The organism is Mycolicibacterium celeriflavum, from assembly GCF_010731795.1.
In the GTDB taxonomy this organism is placed as follows: Bacteria; Actinomycetota; Actinomycetes; order Mycobacteriales; family Mycobacteriaceae; genus Mycobacterium; species Mycobacterium celeriflavum.
On the sequence record NZ_AP022591.1, the window covers coordinates 2,467,754 to 2,494,687 of the forward strand.

Genomic DNA, 26,934 nt, shown 5'->3' on the forward strand with positions numbered 1-26,934 from the left:
GTCGTCCCGCTTAGCGTGAGTCCTCGGATTCGACGGCGTCCTGACGATGAAAATGTCTCCATAATCGGGCGCCACCGGAGAGTGCCACCAGCAGACCGATGCCGCCGATGACGATGCCGGCGAACAGCGACAGGAACATCGGATCGACCGAGTCGCCCGTCGCGCCGGCGCCGAAGATGCTGCCGACAAGGAAGCCGAACAGCGGCGCCAGCACGCCAACCGCCAGCCCTAGGAGCGCCCGCCACAAACCCGGCGGGTTCGATTCGAGCACGACGGGGCGTCCGGGCTCGGCGGGGCCGCCGGGTTCATCGACGGTGGCCCGGTCAGGTTCAGTGCTACTCATCGGATTTCACCCTCCTGATGTGGGGAACCGCGTCACCAGGGTCGCTTACGTCGACTGCCGGGTTCTGCCGGCCGCCCTCGAGGAACGGGCGCACGATGTCCATCGGAATCGGGAAGACGACCGTGGAATTCTGGTCGGCGCCCAGCTCGAGCAGCGTTTGCAGGTAGCGCAGCTGCAACGAGGCCGGGCTCTCGCTCAGCGTGATCGCGGCGTCGCGCAGTTCCGCTGACGCCTGCAGTTCGCCGTGCGCGCTGATCACCTTCGCGCGCCGCTCCCGCTCCGCTTCGGCCTCGCGAGCCATCGCCCGCTGCATCATCTCGGGGATCTCGACATCCTTGATCTCGACGACTTCAACCCTGATCCCCCACGGCTCAGTCTGTTTCGCGATGGACGCGGCAAGATCCTCGTTGAGGTCGGCGCGGTGCGCCAGCAGTGTGTCGAGGTCGGCACGCCCGACGACCGAACGCAGCGTGGTCTGGGAGATCTGAGACGTCGCGATCGCGAAGTTCTCCACGGCCATCACCGATTTCGTGGGCTCGGTGACCCGGAACAAGACGACTGCGTTGACGCGGGCGGTCACGTTGTCGCGGGTGATGACCTCCTGCGGCGGAATCGTCAGCGTCACAGTGCGCAAGTCCACCCGCACGAGCTTGTCGATGCCGGGCACTACGACGACGATGCCCGGCCCGAGGGGCCCACGCAGGCGGCCGAGACGAAACGCCACACCGCGCTCGTACTCCTTGACGATGCGCAGCGACCCGATCGCCAGCGCCACCAGCACGATGCCAAAGAAAACGACGACAACCATCCAGGCCTCCATCAGCGGGCCTCCCGAGGCGCGGCTTTAGTGCGGCGATCGGACGCATAAGAGGTACGACGACGGAGCTCGGCGTCCGCCAAGCGATTTCGTTCCTCGAGATTCTCGTCGAGGGACTGGAACACCACCCCCGCCGGCACCGCCGGCGTGCGGCGCAGGTGCGACCACAGCGGCAACGACACCACCCCCGCCAATGCCGCGGACCCCAACAGCAGCAGCGCCTCGGGGGCGGTGTCGGCCGTGAGGGTCGTCGCCAGCGGCAAGATCACCGCGATGACGCTTACCGCACATGCGATTCCACGGTGGAAGCGTGCCGCCTCCGACGCCGGCCAGCTGTCGATCGCCCGGCTCACCTCCCGGCCGTCGTGTGACGTGGTGCATGTGTGTTTGACCGGGCAGGCGTTGCAGATTGACGGGGAGCCGCGGTAGCGCATGACCCGGTTGTCGGGGTCGAGAGACGTGGGCCACAACCACTGATCCTGCGGGCACCGCCAGGCATCGTGGTCCTCGTGGTAGACGAAAGCACCCGTTCGGTGTTGCTCCACCTTGGCCGCCGCTCGCCGGGCAAACGTGTCGATGCCGTACGCGACAAGGACAAGCGTTGCGGCGTATCCGATCGTCAGCCAGCTGGCGATCCCGATGCCGGCGATCATGGGCCGTCACCGATCTCATCGTCGGTGACCGCCCGGCGATCAGAGGCATAGCGGCTGCGCCCCGGTACCGCCAGCCCGGTCCGGTCCTCCTCCGCCTCGGCGTGCTCCTCGACGAACAGCGTCTCGGCCGGAAGCGTGTGCGTCGTCGCCTTGATGCCGTAGCGGACCCCGAGCCAGGCGATCCAGACGAACGGCAGCACGCCGCCGAGGATGAACAGGAAGTCCCCGGGCATTCGCAACCACTCCAGGACGACGTTGCCCGATTTCGTGATGTAGCCCAGTGTTCGGGCTTCGTAATATCCATCGTTGACCGAATGCCACAGCTGCAGGACACCGAGCGGCAGCAGGGTGGCGAAGACCATCCACGCCAGACCGATGTTGAGCGACCAGAAGGACAGCTTCGCCAGTTTCTCCGGCCAGCGTTGCGGCGGAATGATGTAGCGCAGCGCGAACAGCGCCAACCCGACGGCGAGCATCCCGTAGACGCCCATCATCGCGCCGTGCGCGTGGTTCGCGGTCAGCGCCGTGCCGATCTGGTAGTACGACACGATCGGCAGATTGATCAGGAAACCGAAAACCCCTGCGCCGACGAAGTTCCAGAAGCCGACCGCGACGAGGAACATCACCGCCCAGCGATGCGGGAACGGGGCGCTGCTGCGGGACTCTTGCCGGGAGCCCAGCTGCAGGAAGGTCCACGCCTCCACAGTGAGGAAGGTCAGCGGGATCACCTCCAGTGCGGAGAAGAACGCGCCCAGAGCCATGTGCTCGACCGGTGTGCCGGAGAAGTACAGGTGGTGCATCGTCCCGATGACGCCACCCACCGAGTAGAGGATTACGTCGAGGAAGATCAGCTGGATGGCAATCTTGCGTCGCACCACCCCGAGCATCACGAAGATGTAGGCGACCATGACCGTGGTGAACAGTTCGAGGAAGTCTTCCACCCACAAGTGCACCACCCAGAACCGCCAGAACTCGGCGACGGTGAGATGCGTTTCCGTGCCGGCGAGCATGCCCACCGCGTAGAACGCGGGAATGGCCAGGCCGGCGTAGAAGAACAGCCACGGCATGTTCAGCTTGCTCTCGGTCTTCAGCCGCGATCGGATCGAGCGGAAGATGATCGCCATCCACAAGAACAGTCCGACGACGAGCAGAAACTGCCAGAACCTCGGCAGGTCGAGGTACTCCCACTGCTGGTCGAAGAAGATCGAGCCCTTGGCCCAGTCGACGCCGAAGGTGCTCAACGCGGTGCCGATCAGCGTCCCGGCGACGACAACGAACAGCGCGCCGAGCAGCCCGTAGGTCAGCCACGACTGTCGGCGCGGTTCGCGTCCGGAGATGATCGGCGCCAGGAAGATCCCTGCGGCGAGGAACGATGCCGCAGTCCACAACAGCGACAGCTGCACATGCCAGGTTCGCGCGAGGTTGAACGGCAGGATCTGGGCCAGATCGAACCCGAAGAAATTGCTCAGCTCGGCGCGGTAGTGCTCGATTGCGCCGCCCAGCACCGCTTGGCCGAGGAAGAGCACGGCGACGACGAGGAAGAACCAGGCCGTCGCTTTCTGCGACGGTGTGATCGCCACCTCGCCGGGTTGACGGAAGGCCAGCGACGGCGTTTCCGTTGCGTGCCAGCCGATCTTGCGGCTCCACCGCCCGTAGAGGGCGAACAACGCACCGAGTCCGGCCAGCAGCGCGATGAGCGACATCGCCGACCAGACCAGGATGTCGGCCGTCGGGGTGTTGTTGACCCGCTGTTCGGGTGGCCAGTTGTTGGTGTAGGAGTAGGCGTGCCCCTTACGTTCGGCCGCACTGGCCCACGCCGTCCAGCTGAAAAACGCTGTCAGATCCTCGATTTCCCGTGGGTCGGTGATGACCTGCGGGATCAGCCCGTGTTCTGTCGAGTCGGTGCCGAAGAAGTCGGCGTAGTAGGCGCGGATCTCATTGAACGCGCTGACTTGCTCGGCGGTGAACTGGAGGGTGCCGGTGGCGTCGTCGTAGCGGTTGGTCCGCATCATCTCGACGACGGCGGCGGTCGGATCCTGCGCTCCGGAGTCGCGCAGTTGCTGGCCGACGTGGTCGGCGGACAGCCGAAGGTACTCGGCCGTGTAGTCCGGCCCGAGGTAGCCGCCGTGGCCCATCACCGAGCCGTACTGCTGCAGCCCGCGGCGCAGGAAGATCTGCTGTCCGGCGGTGATCTGCTGTTCGGTGTAGAGCGTCTGGCCGTCCGGGCCCACCACTCGCTGCGGCAGCGGCATCGAGTCCGAGTAAGTCCTGGCGGCCAGCATCCCCATGATCAGGAAGCCGAAGACCATGACCAGAGCGACGCCTTGTACCCAACCCTTGGAGATGGCGAGTTCGGCCTTGGTCGGGACGGGATTCAAGAACTGCTCGGTCATTGCCGCACCCCCGGCGAGTTGGATTCACGTTCGCAGGTCCTGACGCCAACGTAACCAACGCGCCGCGAAAAGTGGGGGATGTTTCCAAACTCCGTGCCGGAGCGCGTAGTGCAGGCTGCAAAGTTGTGCACGTCAGATGCGGAGGGCGACGGGCGCCGAGCGTAGGGTTCCATCGTGCACGTCGACGTGATGACTACTCCGCAGCCGCTTCAGGAGATCGGCGCTCTGGCCCGCCGAACGCAGGCGGCCGGCTTCTCGGGACTGCTGTTCACGGAGACCGGACGAACCGCTTACTTGAATGCGGCGGTGGCCGCGCAGGCCGCGCCGGGGCTGGAGTTGTCGACGGGCGTGGCGGTCGCGTTCCCGCGCAGTCCCTTCGTGACGGCGGCGACGGCGTGGGAACTGCAGGAGGCGACGGGCGGTCGATTTCGTCTGGGCTTGGGCACACAGGTACGAACGCACGTGGTGCGGCGGTACGGGGTGGAATTCGAACGTCCGGGTCCGCGGCTGCGGGACTACGTGCGGGCGGTGAAGGCATGCTTCCACGCGTTCCGCACCGGCAAGCTGGACCACCATGGCGATTTCTACAGCCTGGACTTCATCACGCCGCAGTGGAGCGCGGGCCCGATCGACGCACCTGACCCGAAAGTCGATGTGGCGGCGGTGAATCCGTGGATGTTGCGGATGGCGGGCGAGGTGGCCGACGGGATCCATGTGCATCCGCTCGGCGAACCGGGATACATCGCACGCCATGTGATGCCGAATGTCGCTGAAGGAGCGGCGAAGTCGGGACGGTCCCCAGACGACATCACGGTGATCGTGCCGGTAATGACGATCGTGGGCGACACCGCCGAGGAGCGGCATCGCGAGCGGGAGTTGGTGCGGGCCAGCATGAGCTTCTACGGCAGCACGCCGAACTATGCGTTCATCTGGGATGAGGCGGGCTTCGAGGGCACGACGGCGCGGATCAGAGAGAAGCAGAAGGCCGGCGACTACCAAGGCATGGCGGCGCAGATCAGCGACGAGCACATCGCGACGTTCGCGACGGAGTCGACGTGGGATGGGTTGGCGAACGCGCTCATCGAGAAGTATGGCGGGGTGGCGTCGCGCATCGTGTTGTACAACGCATTGGCCGATCCCGAGCGGTTCGAGCGGTACGGCGAGGTAGCGCAACGCATTAGTCAGCGCGACTGACTCACGCCGCGGGATGGCCGGCGGCCGCCATCAGTCGAGCGCGAACCGCCCTTCACGAAACCGTTCGGCCGCACGGGCATCCACCAACTCCATCCGATCCTCGGGATGTTTCCAGTAGTGGCGCACTAACCAGTAGAGGGGCACACCGGTCGGTACGTACAGGTTCAGTCCGCCGATCACCTGCTCGCTGCCATCGCGCAGGCACAGCACCACCGACCTACCGGCCCTCTTGCCGTCCTTTGACTCGGAATGATCCTTGACGTCGGCGATGTCGTCCCACTCCAGCACCCTGGTCCTGAGGACGTCGGCGATTTCGACCATCGCCGGCGTGAACTTGAGGTATCCAATCCCGCCCCGCCGCACCCCTGCAATCAAACCACTCGCCGCTAGCACCGCAAGCACAACGAAACCGGGCGGCAGAAAGATTTGCATCCCTCGGGACATCGAGAGGTCGATTAATCCTCGCGGCAATAACATTGCAAACAGAGATGCGAATGGCACGATCAATGCCAAGGTCGCGAAGTACAACACGCTGATTCTTCTGTTGGGCCGCACCGTAAATCCCGTGGCATCACTGGTCATTCGCGTCTTCGCCTTCCGCCAAGCGGCAAACGCCAACGCGGACATCAGCACGAACGGGGGGCCGAAAGTTCCAAACCACAGAACTGCGGTCAGGTAGCTACCTCGGATAACAGCGAGGACTCCCTCGGCGATCAAGTACAAGATCGCAGCGAATAGGCAAAGCTTCACCCAGATCGGAAGCTTGCCGGTCTTACCCCAACTAGAGGGTTCGGGCAGATTCAATATGGACATACGACTTCGCCAATGAACTTGCCCATTTTGGCACCCCCGAACGCGCCAAAGAGTCCAAATGCAAAGGCCCCGACTGGCACAGTGACTGGCGCGGCGATACCACCGAAGGCACCGAGTGCCGCACCGGCTTCCGCCATTGCCCAGCCGCCACCCCCGCCGGCTGCACCGGCTACCAGCGCAATGCACCGCTCCTTATCCGAATCGGCCATGACCATGTCGAACACCGTCGTCGCCGCCGCCAGGGCGGGGCCACCGAACTTCATCGTCTTTCCAATGTTGTCCACCGATTCCGCGGTGAGCATCGGTAACGAGCCACCACGGGCAATGTGCTTCTCAAGTCCCGACATCGCCGCCCCCGTGCCCATGGAGATGTTGTCGATCAACTCGACGGGCACCGCGCTGTGTCGACCGTCTGCCGTAGTGAAGCCAGCGGTCCGGTGGCCGGTCGGGTCCATCGACATCGTCATGTTCGAGCCGTCGGCGTACGTGATTGACGTGTAGTCGCAGTCGTTCCCCATGTCATGCCACGAACTGGTCCGCGCCACAAAGTTACCGTCTTTGTCGAACTCCTCCATTTGGTAGAAGTTCTGCTTGCTCGGCCACTCGAAAGGATCCATGCGGGTGGTGACGGCCTTGCTGCCGTCCTGTTTGATCACCGTCGTCACCTCCTCGCCGTACTTGTTCGTGGATTCAATGACTTCCCGGACGTTCTGCTGCTGATCGGCGGAGCGGATCGCCTCTTGCGCTACCACGCCGACCGGCGTCAGCGGGTCAGGCACCTCATTCGGGGGCCGCTGCGCCGTCGGCAGCAGGATGTCTCCCAGCTCGCTCGGGGGCCCCGGCTCGACAAAGCCAAAGTCTTTGCCCGCCGCCACGACAGCGTCGGCGGTCGCGTTGTCGGCATCACCGACAGCGATAAGCATGGTGTTGACGGTGGCCTGTTCCTGTAGCGCCAACGATTGCAGTTTGGCCATCTCCTCCTCGGACATGTACACCGGATCAACGAGCACCACCCATTGATCACTGACGTTCAATGGCCCCGCATCGAGTTCGTCGGCCTTGGCCAGGAGCGTGCTGCGAGCGCTTCCAATCGAGTCGGCGCCGCTCCTCAACGCCGACGCAACCCCGTTGGCGTACTCCGAGAACTTGGACGCCTCGCGCTCGGCTCGCCCGAACATCGCACTCGCGGCTTCGTGGGATTTTCCCGACCATGCCCGAGTCTCCGGCATCCGCTCGCACGCCGCGTCGATGCCCGACACGGCATCGGCGACAGTCTGCGCTCGCGTCTGGATCGCCGCGGCGGAGGCCGACAACGACTCTGGAGACCAACCCCGCAGGGTCGGGCGTGAAGGCAACATCGGTCAGAACAGCCCGTCGAAGTCGGACGCCAATGTCGCGTCGGCCACCTCGAACGTATCCCCCGCCCCGCGCACGGCCTCACCCATCTTCGCCACGCTTTGCGCCAACCTGTCGGCAATCTGCGAGAAATGCTCTCCGACCGACCTCGCCGCCCACTGTGTTGTCGAGCCGGGCAACCCGTCTGCCGCCGACGTGGTTGTCGGTCCCACGGCGGCATCGGTGATACGTCCGCTGACGGTGTCGACGTGCCCTGCGAACGCGCGCAGGATCTCCGGATCGACAAGCACAGAATCCCCTGTCTCGTATTGATGGCCCGCCCATTATCCAGCACGCTGGACAGCCAGGTGCGCACCAGTTCACCGATGAGTGATGGTGGGCCCACGACGCGTTCTTCGCAGCTGCAGGCCGGGGTGAACCGCGTAGCACGCGTGGGACGCTTTAGGCATGGCCAAACAGATCACCCAGCGGGAACTGCGCAATAACAGCGGCGACATCATGCGCCAGCTTGACCAAGGCGAGTCGTTCGTCGTGACCAGGAACGGAATCCCGGTCGGCGAGCTATCCCCGCTGCGTCGGCGTCCATTCATCAGCGCCGAAGCCGCCGTCGCCGCGTTCAGGGGCGCTCCGCGGGTGGATCTCGACCAGTTCCGAGCAGATCTCGATGGGGTCGCCGGCCAGCAATTCGCCCCTGGTGGCTGAGGCTCCAGGGCCGCTGCGGGGGCTCATCGACACCTCGGTCGTCATCGATCTGGATCGCATCGACGCCGAGCAACTCCCCGTGGAACTCGCCATCAGCGCATTAACCATGGCAGAAGATCGCATCGCGCAACCTGCCAATGTCGACGCTGAGCGGCACGCGCCGAATGAAATCGGCCTATAGACGCTGCTGGACCAGGCAGCCACCGTGAACTGAGTCTCACGCCGATTAGCTGGTTTGCATCTGCGGCCCATACCATCGCTGGAGCCATGACCGACATTGCCCTTACGGCTCCACCGAGCGCCGATCCCTCGCCACCTGGCCGTATCTCCGCCGAAGCTGGCCGCCGCCGAACCTTCGCCGTCATCAGCCACCCCGACGCCGGCAAATCCACGCTGACCGAGGCGCTTGCGCTACACGCCCGGGCCATCACCGAAGCCGGCGCAGTGCACGGCAAAGCGGGCCGACGCGCGACGGTGTCGGACTGGATGGACATGGAGAAGGCCCGGGGCATCTCGATCACGTCGACGGCGTTGCAGTTCCCGTACCGCACCTGCATCATCAACCTGCTCGACACTCCCGGCCACGCCGACTTCTCCGAGGACACCTACCGGGTGCTGACGGCCGTCGACTCCGCGGTGATGCTCATCGACGCCGCCAAAGGCCTTGAGCCGCAGACACTGAAGCTGTTCCAGGTGTGCAAGCACCGACAGATCCCGATCATCACGGTGATCAACAAGTGGGACCGTCCCGGTCGCCACGCGCTGGAACTGATGGACGAGATCCAGGCGCGAATCGGCTTGCGCCCCACTCCTTTGACGTGGCCGGTGGGCATTGCCGGAGACTTCAAGGGCGTACTCGACCGCCGGACGGGAAACTTCATCCGGTTCACCCGCACCGCCGGCGGGGCCACCGCGGCTCCCGAAGAGCACATCGCGGCGGCCGACGCGCACAGCGCTGCCGGCGACGACTGGGAGCACGCTGTCGAGGAGTCCGAACTGCTATCGGCTGATGGCTCCGACTACGACGGTGAGCAGTTTCTCAGCGGCGAAGCGACTCCGGTCCTGTTCACCTCGGCGGCGTTGAACTTCGGTGTGAATCAGCTCCTCGATGTGCTCGTTGAACTCGCGCCGCCGCCGAGCGGAGCGCTCGACGTCGACGGTGGTCGGCGGCCCACCGAATCGCCTTTCAGCGCCTTCGTTTTCAAGGTGCAGGCCGGCATGGACTCCGCGCACCGCGACCGCATCGCCTACGCGCGGGTGGTCTCGGGCACCTTCGAACGCGGCGAGGTCCTCACCCACGCCGCCACGGGCAAGCCGTTTGTCACCAAGTACGCGCAATCGGTGTTCGGCCAGCAACGCGCCACGCTGGACACCGCATGGCCCGGTGATGTCATCGGGCTGGCCAACGCTGCTGCACTGCGCCCGGGTGACACGCTGTATCGCGATGTGCCCGTGCAGTATCCGCCGATACCGAGCTTCTCCCCCGAGCATTTCGCGGTGGCGCGCGGAACCGATCCCAGTAAGCACAAGCAGTTTCGCCGCGGAATCGAGCAGCTCGAGCAGGAAGGCGTCGTGCAGGTGCTGCGCTCAGACCGTCGCGGCGACCAGGCACCGGTGCTCGCTGCGGTCGGCCCGATGCAGTTCGAGGTGGCTGTCCACCGAATGGCCACCGAGTTCAGCACCCCGATCTCGCTGGAGTCGCTGCCGTATCAGGTCGCTCGGATCGTCGACCCCGCCGACGCTGCCTTCATGGACAAGCAGGTGTCGGCGGAAGTGCTGACCCGCAGCGACGGAGTCATGCTCGTGCTGTTCTCCACCCCCTGGCGGCTGGAAGGCTTCCAACGCGACAACCCGGACGTCAAGCTCGGGTCGTTGGTCGCGGCGTAGGGGTAGTACGTCGACGGCGCTAGTGCCCAAAAGACCAGTCGCCCGAGCCGGCGCCGCGACGCGCTAGCCAGCGTCGCCCGGACGGTGCGGCACGCCGAACCGCCTCTGCGCGACGCAGGCTTGTGAGCGATGTCATCGCGCGGGACTAGGCCCCGCGATCGCCTCGATGTCGCATCTGATGCCTGGGGCGCGCGCCAAGCGTGCATCGGCCGTCACCAAGACGACATCGAGAGCTTCGGCGAGTGCGACGTAGGCGGCGTCGTACGGACTCACACCGTGACGCAATTCCCAGATTCGGTCCAGCAGCGGCCGATGCGGTGATCGCTGTAGCGGCAGATTTTCGAGGTCTGAAACGGCAAGGGTGGCGCGCCGTGCTGTCATCAGCTTCGCCGCGACGTGCCGGCGCCACACCGACACCGTTTCGAGGTCGACGATTTCCGGCGCGGCCAACACCTCGTCCGTCAGGCGGACCCGGGCGCGCTCTCCGTCGGACCCGTCGTCGCCGAGCGCGACGGCCAGAACGCTGGCGTCAACGACGATCACGTTCTGCCCGGAGGTGATCCACAGCGTCTGCGAACGATACCTTGCCTCCCCGCCGCGTCTCTACACGGTCGAACACCTCGTCCAACGTCGGCTGATTCGCATCGGCGATCAGCCGGCTGCGAAGGTATTCCTGCAGAGACTGATGTGCGCGCGCAGCGCGCTCCCGCAACACGCGATGGGTGTCGTCGGGAACATCTTTAATCTGCACACTGGGCATGGCGCCATTCTGGCGCCACTGGCGCCACAATGCAAGTGCGGAAGCGCTCGAAACGTATCCACCGCTAGACCGCATCATCGAGATCCCAGTACTTGGCTTGCCTGAGCACCTCCCGCTTGTAGCTCGACCTCAGCGCGTCGACCATGGCGATTGTTCCTGACGTCAGTTCATCTCGAATTCCACTCTGCGCATGCGCGTATGGGATGAAGGCGCGTAACAGGTCGGGTGCATCGAGCATCGCCTCCAACGGAATGTGGTCCTCGATGTAGGACACGCCGGCGATTGCGTGTTCGACGCGCGCCGCGCTCCACCGCAACGGGTCACCCGTCCCCGTCTCGACGAGGTCCAGCAGCAACTCCCGATGACCGGAATCGCTGAACGGCGCCGCGGAATCGGTCGCGAAGAACCGGTCGCACAGCTCTTCGGCGGCCTTCCAGTCCATGGCCGGTGGCCGGTGCTCACCGCCCTGCGGTAGCAGTTCGACCAACCACCGCACCAGTGCTCGGTAGAGCGGCCAAGTGTCGGTCTGAGGTGCGAATGTTGGCTTGGCGAGTGCGTTCTCGATCCATACGCGCGCGTCGACCAGCTTCATTTCGAGAACCTGGACATCGCTGCTGGATTCGGCCAACTGCGCAAGCGTCTCGTCGATCGGATCAGGCACAGCTCCTGCATCGGTAATGCTCGAAAACATGTTGTGGTCGATCCGGACCGCAATCGTCAGCTCGTGTCCACCAGCGAGTCGCACACCGACCACGAGTTCGTCAACATCGCCGAAGACATTGATCCTCCGCACCGCCCGGTAGATCTTGGCCTGCGACAGAGCGGTGATCCATTGCGGCAGATGCTCGCCTCGTTCAGCCAACTCCTGTTCGCATCGAAGCCGTGGTGCTGGGTCGTCGACGAGCAGTTCGGCGACGACGGCCAGTAGCGCCGTAATCTCCCGGTTCCGTACACCGATCAAGCCGTCGAGAACCCGATCCACATAATTCGTATCGCACCGGCCGGGCCTCAGCGATAGCAGAGGTTCGGGTTTCGCCGCGTGAATCACCACGCTGGCCATGCTGAGCAGGCCGAGTGGGTGTCCCGCCAAGGAACGACGTATCGCGTCCCTGAGTGTCCAGTCGGCCGAACCTTTGTCGTTTCGCTTCTTCGCCCGCCGCTCGTCACGTCGCGCCTGTTTGGCCGAGCGCGCTCGTCGTCCGTTACTCATATCGCGGACGCTACTCACGTGGAGTGACATGCCACGCCCGTGCCGCTCAGAGCCGCTTCGCGTCGAGCGCCTCATCAGCGCGGCGGCACATCACCATGGTGCCCGCTTCGTGGCCGCGCTGCCAGCCCGCGACGGCAACAGGATTCGAGCGGCAACGAGTGAGCTCTCCGATATGGCCGATAGCCACCAAGTGACTGTGACACGCTGTGTAACGCGCTTCGCGAGGATGACTGAAGCCGAGTGGGAAGTTGATGAAGGGTCATGTGATTCGGAGTTCCGATGGCGACGCGGAATCCCCGTGGTCGCCGCGGGAAGCTGAACTGCTCGGCGTGACGCTGGAACTCCTGCAGGAACACGGTTACGACCGGCTGAGCCTCGACGCGGTGGCCACGGCCGCGCGCGCCAGCAAGGCCACCCTCTACCGACGCTGGCCGACGAAGGCCGAACTCGTGCTGGCCGCATTCGTCGAGGGCACCCGACATGTCGCGGTCGACCCCGACACCGGCACGCTGCGCGGCGACCTGCTGCGTCTCGGGCAGCAGATCAGCGCTCACGTCAGCACCCATGCCAGCACCATCCGCGCAGTACTTATGGAGATCTCGCGCAGCGACACGCTCGCCGCCACGCTTCACGCCCAGTTCCTCAGCCAGCGCAAAGCCCTGATGTCGCGCGTCCTCGCCCGCGCCGTCGACCGCGGCGAGATCGAGTCCTCGGCCATTACCGAGGACCTCTGGGACGTGCTGCCCGGCTATCTCATCTACCGCTCCGTCCTCACCGGCCGGGCGCCAACGCGCCGCACGATTCAGGACTTCGTCGACAACGTGCTCATCCCCAGCCTCACCCGCCACAACGACTGACTGTCTATCCAGCGAGCGAAACCACGTACGGCTTGTCAGGAAACGGTCCCGTACCGTACCGTCAAGTTCGTTGATACCCGCTGACGGGTGTCGCGCCGTCCGTCAACGTGTGACCGCTCGTCGAAAGGGCCGCGGATGCAGCGGGTTTCGATCGGAAGCCGATTGATGCGGCATTGGATGCTTCTGGTGGCGGTGTTGGTCGTCGCCGTGGCGGGTTTCGCGGTCTACCGACTGAACGGGATCTTCGGCTCGGACGACGTCACGTCGACGCCGGATAACTCCGCGAACGAGATCGTCCCGTTCAACCCGAAGCACGTCGTCATGGAGGTGTTCGGTCCCCCAGGCACGGTCGCGACCATCACCTACACCGACATCGACGCCCAACCACAGCGGGTCGACGACGCGGCTCTCCCCTGGGTCTACGACGCGACCACCACTCAACCGGCCGTCTTCGTCAATGTCTCCGCACAGGGCGACAGCGACTCCATCGGCTGCCGAATCAGGATCGACGACGTCGTCAAGGACGAGAGAACGGTCAACGCGTTGAACGCATACACCTACTGCTTGGACAAGTCCGGATGAGCCAACATGTCGCCGAACGCCCGACGTCGACCGATCGGGTCGCCAAGTGGATTCGCCGGCTGTGCGTGCCGATCGTGTTGTTCTGGCTCGCCGTCGCCGCCCTGACGAACGTGTTCGTGCCGCCGCTCGAAGAGGTCGGCGAAGAACACAATGTGGCGCTGAGCTCCCCCGATTCGCCGTCGCTGCAAGCGTTTCAGCGCATCGGTGAGGTGTTTCACGAGTTCGACACCGACAGCGCGGCGATGGTGGTGCTCGAAGGTGACCAGCCTCTCGGCGCCGAGGCTCACGCCTATTACGACGAACTGGTCAAACGGTTCAACGAGGACACCAGGCACGTCCAGCACGTGCAGGACTTCTGGGGTGATCCGCTCACCGCCGCCGGATCGCAGAGCGCTGACGGCAAGGCCGCCTACGTCCAGGTGTTTCTCATGGGCAACCAGGGCGAGGCGCTGTCGTTGGAGTCCGTCGACGCGCTGCGTGACATCATCGCCAAAACTCCTGCACCACCGGGCATCCAGGCCTACGTCACCGGCGCGGCCGCCCAGGTCGCCGATCAGTTCGAGGTTGGTAGTGAAGGCACCGTGTTGGTCACGGTGTTGACCGTCGTGGTGATCGCGGTGATGCTGCTGATCGTCTACCGCTCACCGGTCACGATGATCATCGCGCTCATCACGGTGCTGATCGAGATGGCCGCGGCACGGGGCATCGTCTCGTTCCTTGCGAACTCCGGAGTCATTGGCCTGTCGACGTATTCGACCAACATCTTGACGCTGTTGGTCATCGCTGCCGGCACCGACTATGTCATTTTCCTGCTCGGCCGCTACCACGAGCGACGCAACGAAGGCATGGACCGCGAGGCCGCCTTCTACGACATGTACCGGGGAACGGCGCACGTGATCATCGGCTCGGGTTTGACCATCGCCGGCGCCGTGGCCTGCCTTCACTTCACCCGCCTTCCATACTTCCAGAGCCTCGGAATCCCGTCCGCGATCGGTGTTCTCGTCGCGCTGGCCGCGTCGTTGACGCTGGCACCCGCGGTGCTGGTGGTGGGCAGCCGGTTCGGTCTGCTGGAGCCCAAACGCAAAACCGCCAAGCGGGGATGGCGGCGGATCGGCACGGCGATTGTCCGGTGGCCCGCGCCGATCATGGTCGCCACACTGGTGATCGCATTGGTAGGACTTCTGTCGCTGATGGGCTACAAGGTCAGTTACGACGACAGCCGCTATATGCCGGCCAGTGCCCCGTCCAATATGGGTTACGACGCCGCGGAGCGCCACTTCACAAGGGCGCGTTTGAATCCCGAACTGCTGATGATCGAAAGCGACCACGATCTGCGCAATCCCACCGACATGATCCTGTTGGAACGGGTGGCCAAGGCGGTATTTCATACTGATGGCGTCGCGCAGGTGCAGTCGATCACGCGGCCGCTGGGCACGCCGCTGGACCACACGTCGATCCCGTTCCAGATCAGCGCGCAGAGCGCGGCGCAGATCAACAACCTGCCGTTCCAGCAGGCCCGCGCCGACGACATGCTCCGGCAGGTGGCCGTCATCAACGACTCGATCAACATCCTGCGCCAGCAGCACGCGCTGCAGCAGCAGTCCAGCGCGATCACCCACGAGCAGAGCGAGGCGTTTGCGCAGACGGTCGCCACGGCGCAGGATCTGCGCGACAAGATCGCCACGTTCGACGACTTCTTCCGGCCGATGCGTAACTATTTCTATTGGGAGCCACACTGTTACAACATTCCGATCTGCTGGGCGATGCGGTCGCTGTTCGACGCGCTCGACGGCATCAACGAGCTGACCGATCAGTTGGCGAGCGTGTCGGGCAGCATCGCCAAACTCGATGAGCTGCAGCCGAAGCTGCTTGCGCTGATCCCGCCGCAGATCGAATCGCAGGAGACGAACCGCGATCTGACGATGACGAACCATGCCACCACGTCTGGTCTTTACGATCAGACCGCGGCGGCGCTGGAGAATTCGACGGAGTTGGGTGCGGCGTATGACGCGTCGGACACCGACGATACGTTCTACCTACCGCCGGAGGCGTTCAGCAACCCGGAGTTCGTCCGTGGGATGAAGCTGTTCATGTCGCCCGACGGCAAGGCGGCGCGGATGATCATCACGCATGACGTCGATCCGGCGACGCCCGAAGGGATTTCGCATATCGAGGCGATCAGGCATTCGGCGATGGAGGCGGTCAAGGGAACGCCGTTGGCGGGGTCGAAGATCTACATCGGCGGAACGGCGTCCACCTTCAAGGACATTGCCGACATGGCGAAATACGACCTGATCATCGCGGGGATCGCAGCGATGGCGCTCATCCTGCTGATCATGATGTTCATCACGAGAAGCCTCGTTGCCGCGCTCGTGATCGTGGGCACCGTGGCGTTGTCGTTGGGCGCGTCATTTGGCTTGTCGGTCTTGTTGTGGCAACACATCTTAGGCATCGAGTTGTATTGGGTGGTACTGCTGATCGCGGTGACACTGCTGCTAGCGGTGGGGTCGGACTACAACCTGCTACTGGTCTCCCGGTTCAAGGAGGAGATCCACGCCGGCATCAACACGGGCATCATCCGGTCGATGGCGGGCAGCGGCTCGGTGGTGACGGCGGCGGGCCTGGTGTTCGCCTTCACGATGGCGTCGTTCATCTTCGCCGATCTGCGGGTGCTCGGCCAGGTCGGCACGACGATCGCGTTGGGCTTGCTGTTCGACACCCTGATTGTGCGGTCGTTCATGACGCCGTCGATCGCCGCGCTGCTCGGGCGGTGGTTCTGGTGGCCGGTGGTGGTGCGGCAGCGGCCGGTGCCGCAGAAGTTCGGTGACGGGAACACGCGACAGATGTCGTTGTTCTAGGCGGCAGAGGGCTAGACGCGGACTATCGCGAGGCCCGCGACACCCTCGAGGGCATCGAAGTCCTCATCCTGCGTCACGACCGGCAGGTGCTTGGCAGCTGCAATGGCAGCGATCCATAGGTCATTGACTCGGACCCGTCGCCCCACCTCGGCCAGGTGTACGCGTAGCAGCGCCCAGAGTTGAGCGGCCTCTTCGTCGACCGGTAGCGCGGTCATATCAGCGACGGCATCCAACGTGCGGAGGCGACGCGCCCGGATCTCGGATGTCCGCGCCGCGAGCACACCCGCGTTCAGTTCAGCGAGGGTCACCACGGTCGTGGCGAGCTCGTCCGGAAGCAGCGGCGTCTCCAGTTGGCGCCCACGGTCGTTGGCGATGAAGACGGATGTGTCGAGGATGCCGAGCGCGGGCCGATCGGTCGTCACAACTCGCCGAGTTCGTCGGTCGATTCGCCGGCGAGCGCCGCGAGGTCGTCACGTAAGCCGGAATCCGCCTGCTGGTCTCGAGCCGCTTGAGGAATTCGGCCTTCGACACCCTGTGCCGACGCCTCGGCTCGACCGCGGCGATCACCGCCACGGCTCGCCCGTTCACCGTGATCGTGATCTCCTCGCCCGCTTGAACTCGACGAAGCACGCCTGCTGTGTCGTTTCGCAATTCGCGGGACGCCACCGTAGACATGCTACGAGCGTAGCGCTTCTGTATCACATGGTCATGCGGCCACTTCATGGTCATAACGGCCGTCGAGCAAAGCGGTCACGTTCCTCGACTGCCATGCCCGCCCGTCAGGGGTGCATTGACCCGACGAGTTCAGCACCCGTGCGGCCGCCGCGCGGGTCACCCCGCAAGCCTCTACCAGCCAGCGCACATAGCCCAAGACGGGCTGCCGACGCTGGTCCCACGCCATGCCTGACTGGGGAAGCTTTGGCGGCCAATCGTTTTCGCTTGGGATCACCGGCGCGGCGTTCGCGGCCTGTTCAACCATCCTCTCGAGGCTTTCCGCCCCGGCAGCGGCTAGTGCCGCGCGATCGAGGGCGTCGACGGCCTGGACCTCGCGGCGCAACGCGTGGTCGATTTCGTTCATGCCACCGACATCCGGGACAGGCCAGAGATCGTGGCCCACCAAGAGGTCGAGACCGTGCCGTTGCAGTACCAAGCCCAGTCGACGGTAGTGCTGCTCGCGCCCCAGATCCGCCAGTGCGTCGGGCATCCATATCGGCAGCCGGTCCGAGATCGCCCGGGCCACCGCGGCGACGACCGCTTCGACCTCGGCCAGGTCGTCGTGGCAGGCGGGCGCGCCCGACGCGAACGCGAACATTGCGACGATGCTCGCCGAGCGCAGCGCGGCGCGGGCTGTCATTTGTTCGCAGCGGCGGATGGTTTCGTCGTCGCCGAGCACGATAACCGCTGTTGCGGTCGCGTTGTGGGGTCGAATCATGGCGGGCTCCTTCGGCACACGAGATGCCGGGCCGGGCTGAGGCGACGGCATCGGTGAAGTCGATTCGACGGTATCGGGAGCTACCGACAACCAGTTGGTGCCGAAAGACCGCTTGTAGCGGCTCAGCGCCTTCGAAACAGCTCAGCGGGACGGCCCCGGGTGCCCGCCGTTGTGGTGCCCGTCGGCTCCAGATGCGGTTCCATTGCGCGCCGGAAGGTGTCGCGCTGCAAGGTGTGGCCGGCGACGGCTTCGTGCGCGATCCGCAGCTCTCGGAGGGTGAACTCGTGGCCGAGCAGACCATCGGGGTCGGGCCTATCCGAGTATCTCGATCGGATGTGTTCGACTGCGAGCGTGATGATGTCGGCGTGGTCGTAGGGCAGCCGCCCCGGGGTTTCAATGGGCACCAAGCGGGTGGTGTCGGCGAACCGCGACTCGAGTTGTTCGAGACGCACCACATCGACGTGGGCCACCGACAGCACCCAGCCACGGTCGTCGCGGTGCGGATCGTCGAACACGTGGAGTTGCCGCGGGTGCAGCCCGCGCACATTCGCCTTGTCGCGCAGCGATCGGTCAACCGCGTCGGCGAGCAATTCGCCCTCGTGATGAAACGTGCCAGGCAGGGCCCAGCCGGGTTGGTGCGGGCGGCGCACCTCGAGCACCATAAGGCCAACTCGGGGCTCGAGTGTGAGAACTGCCGTGTCGACAGCGACCGATGGTCGCGGATAGTCGGCCAGCGTTTTCCCACTGGTGTCTCGGTAGACGTGATCGCTCATGTCGGTTGTCCAGCGTATAACAGAATTGACAGTTTGCGCGGATCTGCGCAAAGTGCGTTTGGGAGGAGGCGGAGGCATGAGTGCTTTCAACGATCGGGTCGAGGGTGTGCTGCTGGGAACAGCAGCAGGGGATGCGCTCGGAGCGCCATACGAGTTCAAGCCGCCGCGCGGACCCGAACTCGAGGTGGCGATGGCGGGCGGCGGCGGTTGGGAGCCCGGCGAATGGACCGATGACACGTCGATGGCGATTGCGATCGCGGAAGTCGCTGCGACGGGAGCAGATCTGCGCACTGCGTCAGCGCAGGACGCGATTGTGCAGCGGTGGTACGACTGGTCCCGGACGGCCAAAGACGTGGGCATCCAGACGAGTTCGGTGCTCAGGGCAGCCGCTCGTGGTGGCGCCATCACGGCGGCGCGCGCTCGCGCCGAGTCGGAGAAACACCATCAGCGCAGTGGTCGCAGCGGGGGCAATGGCGCCCTGATGCGCACGGCGCCGGTGGCGCTGGCGTATCTCGACGATGAGGATGCGATGGCCGAGGCCGCGCGCGCGATAGCCGAGTTGACCCATTTCGAGGCTGATGCCGGCGAGGCATGCGTGTTGTGGTGTAGCGGGATCCGGCACGCGGTGCTGACGGGAAAACTCGATGTTCGAATCGGCCTGCGCCACATCGAGCCCGGACGTCGCGAGCTGTGGGCGAAGCGTCTCGACGACGCCGAATCGGCGCGTCCCGCGTCCTTCCCGAACAACGGGTGGGTGGTGACGGCGTTGCAGGCGGCGTGGTCGGCGATTGCGACGACGCCGGTACCGGTCGACGATCCCGAGGCGGGACGGTTCCGTGCAGACCATCTGCGTCTGGCACTGGACGCCGCGGTGCGCGCGGGTTACGACACCGACACGGTCGCGGCGATTGCGGGCGGCCTGCTCGGCGCTGCGTACGGGGCCTCGGCGGTTCCGGGTGCTTGGCGACGTCTGCTGCACGGGTGGCCGGGCATGTATGCGCACGGCCTGGTGGCGCTGGCAACGGGGATCGAACGCAAGGGCGAGCCGGACGGTTTCGACTTTTCCTACCCTGGTTCGCCAGTCGACACCTTCGCGCGGCACCCGTATGACGACCGCGTGCTGCTCGGCGGCATCGGCGTCCTCCGGAATCTGCCGAACGACGTCGATGCGGTGGTGTCGCTGTGCCGGCTCACCGACGAAGACATGCGTACCGACATGCCGCACATCGAGGTGCGGCTGATCGATCAGCCTGACAGCGACGAGAACCCGCATCTGGATTTCATGCTGCTGGATACCGTGCGACTCGTCGAGAAATTACGGCACGAGGGGCGCACAGTGCTGGTGCACTGCGTCGGCGCCTACAGCCGCACACCGACCGTCGCGGCGTTGTACGGGTCGCGCCTGCGGGCGGTCGACGTGGAAGAGGCAGTTCGGGATGTGACGGCCGCGTTGCCGGGCGCGCATCCGAACCGAGCGTTCCGGGAGGCGCTACGGCGGCTGCAGTACGCGGTGTGAGTGCGATGAAGGGATAGATGGGGAAATCGTGAGCAGGCACGGCTACGACTGACGCTAGGCCGGAGGCAAGTTCAGCCGACGTGCCAAGTCCGCTCCGCCCACCTCGCGGATGAAGTGGGGATCGCCACACACTACGAGTTGGTCGCGGGCCCGGGACAATCCGACATAGAGCCGTTCGCGGGATCGTTCGAACTTGCTTGTCTCGTTGACCACCAGAACCACACAGCGGCGTTCGAGTCCCTTGAAGCCCAGAACGTGGCCGTAGAACACCTGGTCGGTGTCCCAGAACGTATCCCAGTACGCCGTGTTCCCGTCCTTCTGCCGTTCGGCCTGCTCCGGATGGCGGCTGCCGGTGGTCAGCAGCGCGACATCTTCTGGGCGCCAACCCTGTTCGAGAAGAAGGTCTACCTGGTCGTCACCGGCGTCGAGCGCGTCCTCACGGTTACAGGCGACAAAGGTGACGGCGGGCCCCTCACCGCCGAGATAGCGCATCGGGTGATCGACCAGCGGCTGGAATGCGTTGGCGATCTGGCGGGTGTTGCGCAAATTGTGATCAAGGATCAGCGGCACCAGGGGTACCGGCGGTGCGCCGTACCGGTCGAAGACCCGCTGGCCTTCGTCGGTGAAGACGTAGAGGCCGCCGTCGACCGGGTCCTTGAGGGCGGCGAGCAGCGGATCCCACCAGGCGTCGGCGAAGTCCTGTGCTTCATCGACGACGATCGAGTCGAATCGATGACCCGGTTCGAGTTGCGCTGCGATCTCGGCCATTTGGAGCGGGAGGTCGTGTTCCCAGAACTTGCCGGCCTCCTCGGTCCGCAGCGCCTCGTCGGGCCCTTCGGGTGCGCCCCATTGCACGCCGAGGGCGTGGAACTCGCCGACGTACGCCGGTTGTTGGCGGCGAGGCCAGGTGGCGGCGATCCGCTCAAGGTAGGACGCCAGGCCGTGGGAGTAGCAGACCAGCGCGACGCGTTGACCGCGCTGGGCGAGACGGCGGGCCTGCTCCATCGCCAGGAAGGTCTTGCCGCTGCCGGCGCCGCCGCGGACCTCGACGCGGTTGAGCAAGCGGATGGCGTCGAGGATGACCGCCTGGTGTTCGGTCAGCGCGTCGGCGGCGTCCTCGTTGGCCAGGGCGCGGGCGACGACGTCGCGTTGCGGAAGACCGCGGCCGGACAGGGCGGCGCCGAGCTGATCGATACCCGCTTGACTCAGCAGCGGCCGGTCGAGTTCCTGGCCGATGAGGACATAGCGGAGCTTGTCGACGAGCTTCGGGAGGTCGGTGCGATCGATGACCTTCCAACGTGGGCATTCGGGCAGCCCGAAGTCGGCGGGCAACTCGACGTTGGGCAGGACGACGACGTGGTCCCAGCGGAGCCGGCCCTGTGTCCAGCGAGGGTCCTTCTCGATGAAGTCGCGCAGCGCGTAACAGGCTTCGCGGGCCTGGCGGACCGGTTCGATGGTGTGTTGGCGGCCGCCGCGGATCTGGCGCCAGCCCTCGCCGTCGTGCCAGACCTCGCCGCCCTTGACTTCGATGCAGACGATGCCGGCGCCCTCGATCGCGACGACGAAGTCGACCTCGTGGTCTTTGAGGTGGTCGGTGACCCGTTGTCCCGGCATGAGGAGATCGTTGGGCTCGAGCTGCTCGATAAGCGCTTGGTAGACCTTGCGCTCGGCCGGATTGGCCAGGCGCGGCGTCTCGTTCGGAGTGATGGTCATCGGCGCGTCCGCACGCAGCTTCGACGCGACCCCCGCATGTCGAACCCCTCCCCTGTGACGTCTCTCGATGTTAGCCACAGGGTCCGTCACTCCGCGTCGAACCGGTGCGGCGGATTTGTCAGTGGCCTGGTTTACCGTCTACCTCAAGCGCTAATCGAGGGGGGATCATGCGCGGACGTGGGGGAATTGCAGGAGCGCTCGCGGTGTGCGGGGCGGTGGCGTTGTCGACTCCGGCGCACGCCGACCAGTACGACTTCATCGCGCAGCTCGACAACATGGGTGTCTACTACAGCTCGATGGTCGACATGATCGACATCGGCAAGGAGCTCTGTCACGAGCTGCGCTTCGGGGTGCCGCCGCCGGCCGTGCTGGCCAAGCTGCAGCGGACGGGCTTCGCGCCGGCGGAGTCGGCGATCGTGCTGCTGTCGGCGGTGAACACCATGTGCCTGGATGCCAAGCCGGCGGTCGTCGAGTGGGCACGCGACATGGGCTACACCCAACCGCTGTAAGAGATTCGGGCGGTCGTGATGGCGAGTCGCGGTTCGGACTCCGGTGGAGTCGCAGCGTTTTTCGGTCTGTTGTTTCTGATCTGGGTGGTCATCACCTACTACTGGGTGATCATCGGGGTCGGTGTTGCGGTCGGCCTGTTCTTCGCGGTGCGAGCACTCATCCGCCGCGAGCAGGAACGCCGGCTCGCCGCCGCCCGTCAGGCCGAAATCCTGGCTCACCGTGCGGACCGGCAGCATCGATGGGCGGCGCGCGGCGACCAGAGGGGCGTTTACGGCGTCGAAGGGGCCGAGTTGATGCGGTCGGTCTCGCCTCAGCCGTCAGCACCGCCGGCTGACACACCGGACGACGATCGGCCTGTCGCTGCGATCACCTACACCGCAGAAGAACTCGACGTGCTCCTGGACGAGAAGCCGACGGAGTGGCGCTGGGCGGCGTTCGTGTCGGTACTACTTCAGCGTCTCGCAGACGTGCGACCGCGCCTGCGAGACCTCGACCTGCACTACACAACGGCGCAGGGCGGGTTTGCCCGAAACGGCAGGGAGGTTGCCGTTTTCGTCGAGGACTGCCTGGACGACCTGTACGAGCTTGCCCGTCGGCTCGAATCGTTCATCCGGGCGCCGGCATTCATGGGCGTGTTCGGTGACAGCGACGACGAAAGCACCGCCGACGCCGAGGGCATCGTGCATGTGGCCAACCGACTGATGGACTTTCACGAGCGGTTCCTCGAGCTGGCCGAGCGGTGCCGTGACGTCAGCGTGCCCTCGGTGCACAGCGGGCTGCTGCAGGACTGCTCGCTGCTGATGGACGTCCCGCTCGACGGATTCCGGAGGTTCATCGACGAGCTCGCTGAACTGGTTGAAGAGATGCCAGCTGTGTTGCGGTATGCGCCAGGCGATGTCGATTTCGGCTCGATAACGCTCGAGATTGTCGTCGACGACGACCTAATCAAGCGGATTGAGAAACAGGTGCGCGCAGCCGCGAAAGGCTAACGCCCGGCCGGCTGTTTCGGCGTGACCCAGCAGTGGAACAGCGGCACGCCCTCCCAGGCACCGCCGCGGGCGACCGCGACGACGGCATGCGGGCGGTCGAAGGTGACATCGACACGGTGGATGGTGCGCTCGACGAACTGCGGCTCGCCCGTCACCATCCCCAAGGCTGTGACGGCGGCGGCCTCGAAACCGTTCTCGTCGTAGGCGGCCGTGGCGGCCTGCAGGCACTGGATCGGACCTTCGAGTCCGGGCACAGCCTCTCTCAGTGACGCGGCGAGCTCCACCACCCCGGGAGCGGCGGTGAGTGCGCTGTCGTCGACGAAGGCGTCCCAGCGCGGCAGATGACTGCGCCAGAGATAATCGCCGTCGCCGGGTGCATCCCACGAATCGAATGCCTCAGTTGTCTCGCGGACGGTCCAAGCGTGGCCGTCTGACGGAACCCCGCCGGGCGATGCACCGTGCCACAGTGCGCCCTCGTTGAGCTTGGCGACGACCTCATCGACAGCAAGCCACACATCGGTCGGCGAAACACCCGGTGCAGCAATGACGCTGACGACGTCGACACCGTCCTCGCTGAACGGTTTGGCGACGGCGACAAGTCCCGCGGCACTCGTGTCGACAATGGTCTGCAGCCCACCATCGAGCACAAGCAGCCCGTTCTCGTCGGTGCCCAATACCGCCGTCCACCGCGCCTGCAGGACCAGCGCGGTGGCCAAGACGAGCTGGGTCAACGGGTCGACCTGTAACGGGAACCGCTCGATGAGGCCGCGGGTGTGCTCGAATGCCCAGCGGTCCAGCCCCGCCTGGTCGGGCAGCTCGTCGAGCGCGACAGGCAGCGTCGCCGTCGCCGGGGAGCGCGACCAAGCGCCGAGCGCCGCGGAGACGGTTGGATGCGGCGCGTCGAGCAGGCCGGCGGCCAGCGCGGCGGCTTCCTCGCAGGACACGCCGAGCGCCTCGGCCAGTCGGGCGCGGTGCGCACTTGTCGCGACGGGCGCGAAGCGGGCGAGCAACAGCCACAACCCAAGGTAGGAGATGGCTGGCGTCAGCGCTGTGTCCAGTGACTGCCGCGTCGACGCCGCGTACGCGGTGATGAGGCCGGCGGTGTCCGGACGGGTCGACGTCGTCCACACCGAATCGTCGTACCGGCCAATGACTTCACGCTGACCGCACGTCATGCACTCGGCCGTCCAGGCGCCCTCCATCACGACGCACCCGCCCAGCGTGAGATCCGGTCGGCGGTCTGCCTCCTCGAACAACTCCGGGGTGGGCATGCCAAACGCCCTGCGGTGCAGGGTGGTCGATCCGCATCGGCCGCAAGCGGGCCACGTATTCGTCATGGCCGGCAAGGTACCTTGACCCGCCGACAACAGGATCATGCACATCGCGAACCGGCTGATGGACTACCTCGAGCAGTCCCTAGCGTTGTCCGATTTGTGCCGTGGATTCTACGCGCCGAGCGAGCACGCAGACCTGATGGGTGACTGTGCACGGCTCGGCGGGCGTGCCGCTGGAGTGGCTATCGAACCTTCATCGATATGTTCGACCTGCAGGTCCGGGAGATGGCGAAGTTGCGTCGTTATGCGAAGGGCATCGTCGGGGTGGATCCGGTTGAGCTGCTGATGGATGTCAATGATCACCTGTTGGCGCGGATCACGAGACGGGTGAAGGGATTGCCGGCGTACTGAAGACTCGGTAACAGTTGCACCGGCTCGCAAGATCAACAGCTCGCTGCGCCGTTCCGATGGAGCGGATGTTATTCCGGCGATGGGTGCAACCAAACTCTCGCTACCATCTGCGCCATGGATGGCCACCTCTTCATCATCAACGGCGACCTAACCAGGGTCGCGTGCGACGCCGTGCTGGTTCCGACCGACAACACGTTTGAAATTGAACCCACGTGGCATCGCCTGATCGAGGACAGGAACGAAATCCCCACGTCCTGGGACAGCCGGAATGTCATTCCGCTCAGCAAACGGCACCGTATGCCGCGCGTGTGGCTGGGGAACATTGGTCAGTTTGGTGATCAATCGGACTTTTCAGTATTCGCTCCAGTCGTCAAAGAGTTCGTCGCACAGGCGACTCGCGATCCGCGTGACGACCCAGAGCGGGAACGTATCTACACCTGGCCGCTGCGGCGCCTCGCGGTCAACGTGGTCGGTTCGGGGAAGGGGGGTGGCCGGGGAACGAAGGGCAAGCTAGCACTGGGTCTCGTCAAGACCTTGACCGAACTGGCCCATACGCACGAGGTCGACATCATCCTCGTCACCTACGGCGACAGGCCCTATGCGGCCGCGCAGTGGGCACGCCGCAAGTACCTCGACAATGCCAATGCATCCGATACCTGGCCACTACGTGAGGAGCTGATATCGAAGGCGGACGAGTTAGCGAAAGACGCCATCGAGCACCAATTGGTGCTCTTCATCGGTGCGGGCGTAAGCGCCGGCGCGGGCGTCGACACTTGGAAGGGCTTGCTGGAAAGTATGGCCGAAGAGGCCAACTTCACCTACAAGGAGCGTGAACTCCTCGCCAAGAAGGATCTGCGGGATCAAGCGACGCTGATCGAATCCGCATTGCGCGACACGAGCAACAGTTTCAAGAAGCGCGTCGCGGATCGCATCGGCGAAAAGACGCGCTACTCGTTGGCGCACGGCTTGCTCGCTTCCTTGCCGAGCAAGGAAGCAGTGACCACCAACTTCGACAAGTTGTTTGAGGATGCCGCCGCGGTCTCCGGCAACGGCATAGCCGTCCTGCCCCGTGATCCTCGCAAGACCGATGGACGGTTACTGCTCAAACTGCACGGCAGTATCGATGACCACAGAGGCATGATCCTCACCCGATCCGATTACCTTAGGATGCCGCGTCAATACGGCGCCCTGATGGGACTGGTCCAAGGCCTACTCATGATGCGCAAGATGGTCTTTGTAGGCTATTCACTGAGCGACGAGGATTTCCACGAGCTCCTGGATGAGGTGCGGGCCGCCCGTGGCGACAGCGTCGATGGAGTTGGGCGTGGAACTGTACTCACGTTGCGTGACGACCCGCTCGAGCGGAAGCTCTGGCAGCAGGACCTCGATACTGTGCCGATGGTGATCGGTGAAATTGATAAGGATGATTTCCCTTGGGCAGCGAGGCAACTCGAGCTATTCCTCGACCTCGTCGGCTACCTAGCTACCACGTCGGCGGCCTTCTTTCTCGACGAGTCATACGCTGACCTCACCGAGAGTGAATCTGAGTTGCTTACGCCGCTCAACGAGCTAGTCAGAATGACCGCGCACAGTGCGCCTCGCACGGTCGGAAGCCAGGTGAAGGAGTTCCTGTCTAGATTAGGTGCCAACTAGGGTCGACACCTATCGGCCAGTCACCGTCGACTGAAGGATCAAGCAGGCATCCGACTGTTCGCATTCCGTGCGGTATCCCGACTCGCGGCCATAGCCGGTGTTCGAATTGAGCAAACGCAGTGTCGCCGCTCATGTACTACGGGGCGGCCGACCGCGGACGGTGCCGTTGACACAACACGAGAATTGGTTGCGTCGGCCGCGCGGCAAGTACGCCCAGAGCCTTAACCGATCGTCTTGC

General features: G+C 64.9%; 29 protein-coding genes and 1 pseudogene. 13 read left to right on the forward strand and 17 right to left on the reverse strand.

What is annotated here, in order from left to right:
- Positions 1-10: 10 nt before the first annotated feature.
- From G6N18_RS12115 to G6N18_RS12130, 4 genes are read right to left on the reverse strand one after another with little or no spacing between them, the layout of a single operon-like run.
- On the reverse strand, positions 11-343 hold the full coding sequence (locus G6N18_RS12115) for a hypothetical protein (protein WP_083005281.1): 333 nt from the start codon (positions 341-343) through the stop codon (positions 11-13).
- The gene (locus G6N18_RS12120; RefSeq protein WP_083005278.1) at positions 336-1,163 is read right to left on the reverse strand and encodes an SPFH domain-containing protein; all 828 of its coding nucleotides are present in this window, start codon (positions 1,161-1,163) and stop codon (positions 336-338) included. The genes G6N18_RS12115 and G6N18_RS12120 overlap by 8 nt, the downstream gene beginning before the upstream one ends.
- A complete protein-coding gene (locus G6N18_RS12125) occupies positions 1,163-1,813 on the reverse strand; it encodes a hypothetical protein (protein ID WP_083005275.1) in 651 nt (216 codons plus the stop codon). Before G6N18_RS12125 ends, G6N18_RS12120 begins: the two co-directional genes overlap by 1 nt.
- Complete coding sequence (locus tag G6N18_RS12130; RefSeq protein ID WP_083005271.1) at positions 1,810-4,206, reverse strand: nitric-oxide reductase large subunit; 2,397 nt, start codon at positions 4,204-4,206, stop codon at positions 1,810-1,812. The genes G6N18_RS12125 and G6N18_RS12130 overlap by 4 nt, the downstream gene beginning before the upstream one ends.
- A 174-nt stretch (positions 4,207-4,380) precedes the next feature.
- Between G6N18_RS12130 and G6N18_RS12135 the strand changes: the two genes are divergently transcribed.
- Complete coding sequence (locus tag G6N18_RS12135) at positions 4,381-5,400, forward strand: TIGR03617 family F420-dependent LLM class oxidoreductase (protein WP_083005268.1); 1,020 nt, start codon at positions 4,381-4,383, stop codon at positions 5,398-5,400.
- 30 nt (positions 5,401-5,430) lie between these two features.
- Here the strand turns inward: G6N18_RS12135 and G6N18_RS12140 are convergent, their stop codons facing one another.
- From G6N18_RS12140 to G6N18_RS12150, 3 genes are all read right to left on the reverse strand, one after another.
- Positions 5,431-5,982: a hypothetical protein gene (locus G6N18_RS12140; RefSeq protein WP_234806226.1), complete on the reverse strand. Its 552-nt coding sequence runs from the start codon at positions 5,980-5,982 to the stop codon at positions 5,431-5,433.
- A gap of 218 nt (positions 5,983-6,200) precedes the next feature.
- Positions 6,201-7,571: a WXG100 family type VII secretion target gene (locus G6N18_RS12145; RefSeq protein WP_083005262.1), complete on the reverse strand. Its 1,371-nt coding sequence runs from the start codon at positions 7,569-7,571 to the stop codon at positions 6,201-6,203.
- Between the two features lie 3 nt (positions 7,572-7,574).
- Entirely contained in the window at positions 7,575-7,859 is a 285-nt protein-coding gene (locus tag G6N18_RS12150) for a type VII secretion target (protein ID WP_083005259.1), read from the reverse strand.
- A gap of 157 nt (positions 7,860-8,016) precedes the next feature.
- Here G6N18_RS12150 and G6N18_RS12155 point away from each other — a divergent pair, with 157 nt between their 5' ends.
- The 3 genes from G6N18_RS12155 (at position 8,017) to G6N18_RS12165 (ending at position 10,158) form a co-directional block, all read left to right on the forward strand.
- Entirely contained in the window at positions 8,017-8,271 is a 255-nt protein-coding gene (locus G6N18_RS12155) for a type II toxin-antitoxin system Phd/YefM family antitoxin (protein ID WP_083005255.1), read from the forward strand.
- On the forward strand, positions 8,264-8,452 hold the full coding sequence (locus G6N18_RS12160; protein ID WP_170309979.1) for a PIN domain-containing protein: 189 nt from the start codon (positions 8,264-8,266) through the stop codon (positions 8,450-8,452). Before G6N18_RS12155 ends, G6N18_RS12160 begins: the two co-directional genes overlap by 8 nt.
- Positions 8,453-8,538: 86 nt before the next feature.
- Positions 8,539-10,158, forward strand: coding sequence for a peptide chain release factor 3 (locus tag G6N18_RS12165; RefSeq protein ID WP_083005250.1), 1,620 nt, complete (start codon positions 8,539-8,541; stop codon positions 10,156-10,158).
- A 132-nt stretch (positions 10,159-10,290) separates the two neighbouring features.
- Here G6N18_RS12165 and G6N18_RS12170 read toward each other — a convergent pair whose 3' ends face one another.
- From G6N18_RS12170 to G6N18_RS24545, 3 genes are all read right to left on the reverse strand, one after another.
- Entirely contained in the window at positions 10,291-10,701 is a 411-nt protein-coding gene (locus tag G6N18_RS12170) for a type II toxin-antitoxin system VapC family toxin (RefSeq protein WP_083005246.1), read from the reverse strand.
- Positions 10,688-10,918 carry a FitA-like ribbon-helix-helix domain-containing protein gene (locus tag G6N18_RS12175; protein WP_083005243.1) on the reverse strand — a complete coding sequence of 77 codons (231 nt, stop codon included), beginning with the start codon at positions 10,916-10,918 and terminating at the stop codon, positions 10,688-10,690. Before G6N18_RS12175 ends, G6N18_RS12170 begins: the two co-directional genes overlap by 14 nt.
- A gap of 64 nt (positions 10,919-10,982) precedes the next feature.
- A complete protein-coding gene (locus G6N18_RS24545) occupies positions 10,983-11,579 on the reverse strand; it encodes a hypothetical protein (RefSeq protein WP_234806224.1) in 597 nt (198 codons plus the stop codon).
- 63 nt (positions 11,580-11,642) lie between these two features.
- Here G6N18_RS24545 and G6N18_RS24550 point away from each other — a divergent pair, with 63 nt between their 5' ends.
- Positions 11,643-11,846 (forward strand): hypothetical protein, encoded by a 204-nt coding sequence (locus tag G6N18_RS24550; RefSeq protein ID WP_234806223.1) that lies wholly within the window; start codon positions 11,643-11,645, stop codon positions 11,844-11,846.
- 328 nt (positions 11,847-12,174) lie between these two features.
- On the opposite strand, the gene G6N18_RS12185 is transcribed toward G6N18_RS24550, so the two are convergent.
- Positions 12,175-12,315, reverse strand: coding sequence for a hypothetical protein (locus tag G6N18_RS12185; RefSeq protein WP_163689868.1), 141 nt, complete (start codon positions 12,313-12,315; stop codon positions 12,175-12,177).
- A gap of 64 nt (positions 12,316-12,379) precedes the next feature.
- On the opposite strand from G6N18_RS12185, the gene G6N18_RS12190 reads away from it, so the two are divergent.
- The 3 genes from G6N18_RS12190 to G6N18_RS12200 all read left to right on the forward strand — a co-directional run bounded on the left by G6N18_RS12190 (position 12,380) and on the right by G6N18_RS12200 (position 16,425).
- Positions 12,380-12,985, forward strand: a complete 606-nt coding sequence (locus G6N18_RS12190) for a TetR/AcrR family transcriptional regulator (RefSeq protein WP_109749534.1) — start codon at positions 12,380-12,382, stop codon at positions 12,983-12,985.
- 135 nt (positions 12,986-13,120) lie between these two features.
- Positions 13,121-13,567 carry an MmpS family transport accessory protein gene (locus G6N18_RS12195; RefSeq protein WP_109749533.1) on the forward strand — a complete coding sequence of 149 codons (447 nt, stop codon included), beginning with the start codon at positions 13,121-13,123 and terminating at the stop codon, positions 13,565-13,567.
- Entirely contained in the window at positions 13,564-16,425 is a 2,862-nt protein-coding gene (locus G6N18_RS12200) for an MMPL/RND family transporter (RefSeq protein ID WP_083005241.1), read from the forward strand. Before G6N18_RS12195 ends, G6N18_RS12200 begins: the two co-directional genes overlap by 4 nt.
- An 11-nt stretch (positions 16,426-16,436) precedes the next feature.
- Here G6N18_RS12200 and G6N18_RS12205 read toward each other — a convergent pair whose 3' ends face one another.
- The 4 genes and pseudogenes from G6N18_RS12205 to G6N18_RS12220 all read right to left on the reverse strand — a co-directional run bounded on the left by G6N18_RS12205 (position 16,437) and on the right by G6N18_RS12220 (position 18,630).
- Entirely contained in the window at positions 16,437-16,847 is a 411-nt protein-coding gene (locus G6N18_RS12205) for a type II toxin-antitoxin system VapC family toxin (RefSeq protein WP_109749532.1), read from the reverse strand.
- Positions 16,844-17,100, reverse strand: a pseudogene (locus tag G6N18_RS12210) (type II toxin-antitoxin system Phd/YefM family antitoxin). The gene G6N18_RS12205 and the pseudogene G6N18_RS12210 overlap by 4 nt, the downstream one beginning before the upstream one ends.
- 31 nt (positions 17,101-17,131) lie before the next feature.
- Positions 17,132-17,857 (reverse strand): hypothetical protein, encoded by a 726-nt coding sequence (locus G6N18_RS12215; protein ID WP_109749539.1) that lies wholly within the window; start codon positions 17,855-17,857, stop codon positions 17,132-17,134.
- 122 nt (positions 17,858-17,979) lie between these two features.
- Complete coding sequence (locus tag G6N18_RS12220; RefSeq protein WP_083005233.1) at positions 17,980-18,630, reverse strand: NUDIX hydrolase; 651 nt, start codon at positions 18,628-18,630, stop codon at positions 17,980-17,982.
- A gap of 76 nt (positions 18,631-18,706) precedes the next feature.
- On the opposite strand from G6N18_RS12220, the gene G6N18_RS12225 reads away from it, so the two are divergent.
- Positions 18,707-20,146, forward strand: a complete 1,440-nt coding sequence (locus G6N18_RS12225; protein WP_083005230.1) for an ADP-ribosylglycohydrolase family protein — start codon at positions 18,707-18,709, stop codon at positions 20,144-20,146.
- Positions 20,147-20,200: 54 nt separating this feature from the next.
- On the opposite strand, the gene G6N18_RS12230 is transcribed toward G6N18_RS12225, so the two are convergent.
- Positions 20,201-21,859: a nuclease-related domain-containing DEAD/DEAH box helicase gene (locus tag G6N18_RS12230; protein ID WP_083005226.1), complete on the reverse strand. Its 1,659-nt coding sequence runs from the start codon at positions 21,857-21,859 to the stop codon at positions 20,201-20,203.
- A 167-nt stretch (positions 21,860-22,026) separates the two neighbouring features.
- Between G6N18_RS12230 and G6N18_RS12235 the strand changes: the two genes are divergently transcribed.
- Both G6N18_RS12235 and G6N18_RS12240 read left to right on the forward strand, forming a co-directional pair.
- A complete protein-coding gene (locus G6N18_RS12235; protein WP_083005223.1) occupies positions 22,027-22,368 on the forward strand; it encodes a DUF732 domain-containing protein in 342 nt (113 codons plus the stop codon).
- Between the two features lie 18 nt (positions 22,369-22,386).
- Positions 22,387-23,358 (forward strand): hypothetical protein, encoded by a 972-nt coding sequence (locus G6N18_RS12240; RefSeq protein WP_083005219.1) that lies wholly within the window; start codon positions 22,387-22,389, stop codon positions 23,356-23,358.
- On the opposite strand, the gene G6N18_RS12245 is transcribed toward G6N18_RS12240, so the two are convergent.
- Positions 23,355-24,695, reverse strand: coding sequence for a serpin family protein (locus tag G6N18_RS12245; RefSeq protein ID WP_133052473.1), 1,341 nt, complete (start codon positions 24,693-24,695; stop codon positions 23,355-23,357). The two genes, G6N18_RS12240 and G6N18_RS12245, sit on opposite strands and share 4 nt — an antisense overlap.
- 198 nt (positions 24,696-24,893) lie before the next feature.
- Here G6N18_RS12245 and G6N18_RS12250 point away from each other — a divergent pair, with 198 nt between their 5' ends.
- On the forward strand, positions 24,894-25,043 hold the full coding sequence (locus G6N18_RS12250; RefSeq protein WP_163689869.1) for a hypothetical protein: 150 nt from the start codon (positions 24,894-24,896) through the stop codon (positions 25,041-25,043).
- Between the two features lie 114 nt (positions 25,044-25,157).
- Entirely contained in the window at positions 25,158-26,696 is a 1,539-nt protein-coding gene (locus G6N18_RS12255; RefSeq protein ID WP_083005213.1) for an SIR2 family NAD-dependent protein deacylase, read from the forward strand.
- Positions 26,697-26,934 lie beyond the last annotated feature (238 nt).